Below are 3,848 nucleotides of genomic sequence, written 5' to 3'. Positions count from 1 at the left end.
GGCGCGCGGTCGTGCCGAACGACAAGGGCCGGGTGGTCGAGCCGGCGACCGGCGAGCCCGTCCCGGGCGCCTACGTCACCGGCTGGATCAAGCGCGGCCCGACGGGTTTCATCGGCACCAACAAGACCTGCGCGCGGGAGACCGTCCGGCAGATCGTCGCCGACCACAACGCCGGGCGGCTCGCCGAGCCCGCGTCCGTGCCGAGCCCCGCCTGAGCGATCTCCGTCCCGCGGGGCCGGGCGGCCGCCGCGGGCCGGCCGGTCAGGCGCGGGCGTTCGGGAACACCGGGCGCGGCCCGGCGGGGGCTCCGCGGCGCTTCCACTCGCGCGGGTAGCCCACCGAGACCTCCTCGAACCGGACGCCGTCGTACACGGTCGTCCGGGGGATGTGCAGGTGGCCGTACACGACGGCGGCCGCGTCGTACTTCAGGTGCCAGTCGGCCGTCCGGTCCGTCCCGCACCACTGCGCGAACTCGGGGTAGCGCAGCACCCGCGTCGGCTCCCGGACGAGCGGCCAGTGGTTGACCAGGACGGTCGGCAGGTCGGTGTCGCGGGCCGCCAGGCGGCGCTCGGAGTAGGCCAGGCGGGCCCGGCACCACTCGTCGCGGGTCGGGTACGGATCGGGGTGCAGCAGGTACTCGTCGGTGCAGATGATCCCGGCGTTGTAGGCGATCTCGAGCGCCTCCTCCTTGGTGGACGCGCCCTCCGGCCGGAAGCTGTGGTCGTAGAGGAGGAACAGCGGCACCACCTGCACCGGGCCGCCCGCGCCGCGCCACACCGGGTACGGGTCCTCGGGCGTGTGCACGCCGAGGCGGCGGCAGACCTCGACCAGGTGCAGGTAGCGCTCCTCGCCGCGCCGCTGGTCGGGGTCGTTGCGGGGCGTCCACAGCTCGTGGTTGCCGGGGACCCACACCACCCCGGCGTACCGCTCGGCCAGCGTGCCGAGCGCCCACTCGACGTCGGCGGCGCGTTCGGCGACGTCGCCCGCGACGATCAGCCAGTCGTCCGGGTCGTCGGGGGTGAGCGCCGCCAGGTGCTCGCGGTTCGCCGCGTGTCCGATGTGCAGGTCACTGATCGCTAGCAGGGTGCCGGGCACGGGCCGCCTTCCTGTCCGGGCTCGGTCCGATCAACCTCCCCATCCTTGGCGGTGCGGGCGGCCGGCGCAAGTGGCCGCCGGGGGAGCGGGGCGCCCGGGGGGTGACAGTGGGCCGCCCGATGTTCATGATGTCGGCTAGGTCCGGGCGGCCGGTCCGGGCGTCCGAGGAGGCGCGATGTCAGCTCCCACTGGACGGCTTCTCCGCGTGTTCGCGCTGGTCGCGGCCCTGCCGACAGCGGCGGCGACAGCGGCGGCGGCGATCGCGGGCGCACCCGCCGCCCGCGCGGACGCGGCCCCGGCCCCCGGCGCGCCCGGCACGGCCTCCCACTTCGACCTTGCCCGCAAGGACTGCGTCGGGACGGCCCGCGACGGCGCGTCCAAGGTCTGGTACACGGTCGCGGGCGGCGTGCTGTCGGACGTCTACGAGCCGACGATCGACAACTCCGACGTCGAGAGCATGCAGTACGTCGTCACCGACGGCCGGACGTTCACCGAGCTGCAGGAGCGCGACACCACCTACACCGTCGCGACCGACCCGTCCGGGATGGCCTGCACGGTCACCGCGTCCAGCAGGAAGGGCCGCTACCGGATCACCACCACCTACGTCACCGACCCCGCCCGCGACGCCGTCGTGATGAGCACCCGCGTGCAACCCGCCGGCCTGCGGCTGTACGTGCGGCTCGACACCAACGTCAACGGGAACGGCGGCGGAGGGGCCGCCAACGGCGGGGCCGACAGCGGAGTCGTCGACGCGTCCTCCCATGCCCCCGTCGTCTCGGACACCAACACCGACGCCGCCAACCGCGACTACGCCGTCCCCACGCACCTCGCGCTGCGCGCCCAGCGCCCGCTGCCCGAGGCGAGCGTCGGCTACGCCGGAACCGGCAGCGACGGCGCGGCCATTCTGGACGCCGAGCACGCCCTCACCCCCGCCTACACCTCCGCTCCCGACGGCAACGTCGTCGCGACCGCGCGGCTGCCGATCGACAAGGACGGGCGGGTCACCTTCGCGCTCGGCTTCGGCCGGTCGCCGTCGGCCGCGCTGTCTACGGCGGGCCAGGCAGCGTCCCGGCCGTTCCCCGCCACCCTCGCCCGCTACCGGGCGGGCTGGCGCGCCTACGACGCCCACCTGCGCAAACCGCCCGGCGGCCTGGACGCCAAGCTGCGCGACGCTTACTGGCAGTCGGTGAACGTCCTGAAGGCCAGTGAGGACAAGACGTTCCCCGGCGCGGTCGCGGCGTCCCTGGCCAGCCCCTGGGGCCAGGCGGTCGGCGCGGGGGAGAAGCCGGGCGGGAAGGCGGTCTACTTCGGGTCCTACCGCGAGGTGTTCTCGCGCGACCTGTACGAGGCGTTCACCGGGTTCCTCGCGGCGGGTGACCTCGCCACGGCCCGCGCGACCGCACGCTTCCTGCTCCAACGGCAGCAGCAGCCGGACGGCCGCCTGCCGCGCAACTCGCTGCTGAACGGCAGGACGGCCCCCGACACCGGCGGTGACCAGCTCGACGAGACCGCCTACCCGATTCTCATGGCCTACCAGTCCGGGGTGGCCGGGGACGCCGCGCTCTGGCCGCACGTCCGCGGCGCGGCCGACTTCGTGGTCGCGCACGGCCCGGCCTTCGGCGTCGAACGCTGGGAGGAGCAGTCGGGGTACTCGCCGTCCACGATCGCCGCAGAGATCGCGGGGCTGGTCGCGGCCGGGACCATCGCGGACCGGCACGGCGACCCGGCCCGCGCCCGGCTGTACCGCGCGACCGCCGACCGCTTCGCCCGCTCGGTCAAAGGCTGGACGGTCACCACCTCCGGCCCGTACGCGCCGCGCTACTTCCTGCGGCTGTCGCGCGCCGGGGACCCCGACGCGGCCGTCTCCTACAACCTCGGCAACGGCGGCCCGACCGAGGACCAGCGGCGCGTCGTGGACGCCGGGTTCCTCGAACTGACCCGCCTCGGGATCCTGCCCGCACGCGACCCGGACGTCCTCGCGTCCCTCGGCGTAGTGGACGGTGTCCTGCGCCGGACGACCCCGGCGGGCCCGGGCTGGTACCGCTACGGGACCGGCACCGCCGGGTCCGAGGACGGCTACGGCGACTGCTACGAGCCCGACCCGACGTCGTGTGAGCGGACGGGACGCCCCTGGCCGCCGTCCAACACCGGTTCCGGGCACCTGTGGCCGGTGCTCGCGGGCGAGCGCGCCGAGCAGGCGCTCCAGACCGGCGACACCAGGACCGCCTCCGGCCTGCTGACCGCGATGCACGGCATGGCGTCCGGCACCGGCCTGGTCCCCGAGCAGGCGTGGGAGGACCCGGACGTGCCCGCGTCCCCGTACGGCACCGACCCCGCCACCGCCTCCATCGGCTTCCGCGACGGCGGTCCGGCGGGCTCGGCGTCGCCGCTGACCTGGGCGCAGGCGCAGCAGGCCCGGCTCACCCTCGCGCTCGGCGCGGGACGTCCCGTCGAGCAGCCCGGCATCGTCCGCGCGCGATACGTCGACCACGGGATGCCGGGCGCGGCGCCGCTCACCCTCACCGCGCCGGACGACGGCTCCAGCGTGAACGGCACGTCCGTGACCGTCCGAGGGACGACCGTGCCGGGCGCGCAGGTCGACATCGTCGCCGCGCCCGTCGACACCGGCGGCCCGGCGCGGGAGGTCTCGGTCAAGGCGGGCGCGGACGGCGCGTTCCAGGCCGAGGCGCCGATCGCGTTCGGCGAGGTCGCGCTGGCCGTCTCCGCGACCGCACCGGACGGCCGGACCGCCC

At 75.5% G+C, this 3,848-nt stretch carries 2 protein-coding genes and 1 pseudogene; 2 read left to right on the top strand and 1 reads right to left on the bottom strand.

Annotated features, from left to right (window positions below; all coding sequences use genetic code 11):
* A pseudogene (locus tag AB0J52_RS31465) lies at nt 1–215 on the top strand (hypothetical protein); the annotation flags it as partial.
* A gap of 46 nt (nt 216–261) precedes the next feature.
* On the opposite strand, the gene AB0J52_RS31460 reads toward AB0J52_RS31465, so the two are convergent.
* Nucleotides 262–1,095, bottom strand: coding sequence for a metallophosphoesterase family protein (locus AB0J52_RS31460; RefSeq protein ID WP_500186401.1), 834 nt, complete (start codon nt 1,093–1,095; stop codon nt 262–264).
* A gap of 175 nt (nt 1,096–1,270) precedes the next feature.
* On the opposite strand from AB0J52_RS31460, the gene AB0J52_RS31455 reads away from it, so the two are divergent.
* On the top strand, nt 1,271–3,848 hold a 2,578-nt coding region (locus tag AB0J52_RS31455), incomplete at its 3' end, for a glycoside hydrolase family 15 protein (protein WP_500186400.1).

The organism is Spirillospora sp. NPDC049652, from assembly GCF_040675125.1.
GTDB lineage: Bacteria > Actinomycetota > Actinomycetes > Streptosporangiales > Streptosporangiaceae > Spirillospora.
This window is presented reverse-complemented; position numbering and strand designations above follow the sequence as displayed.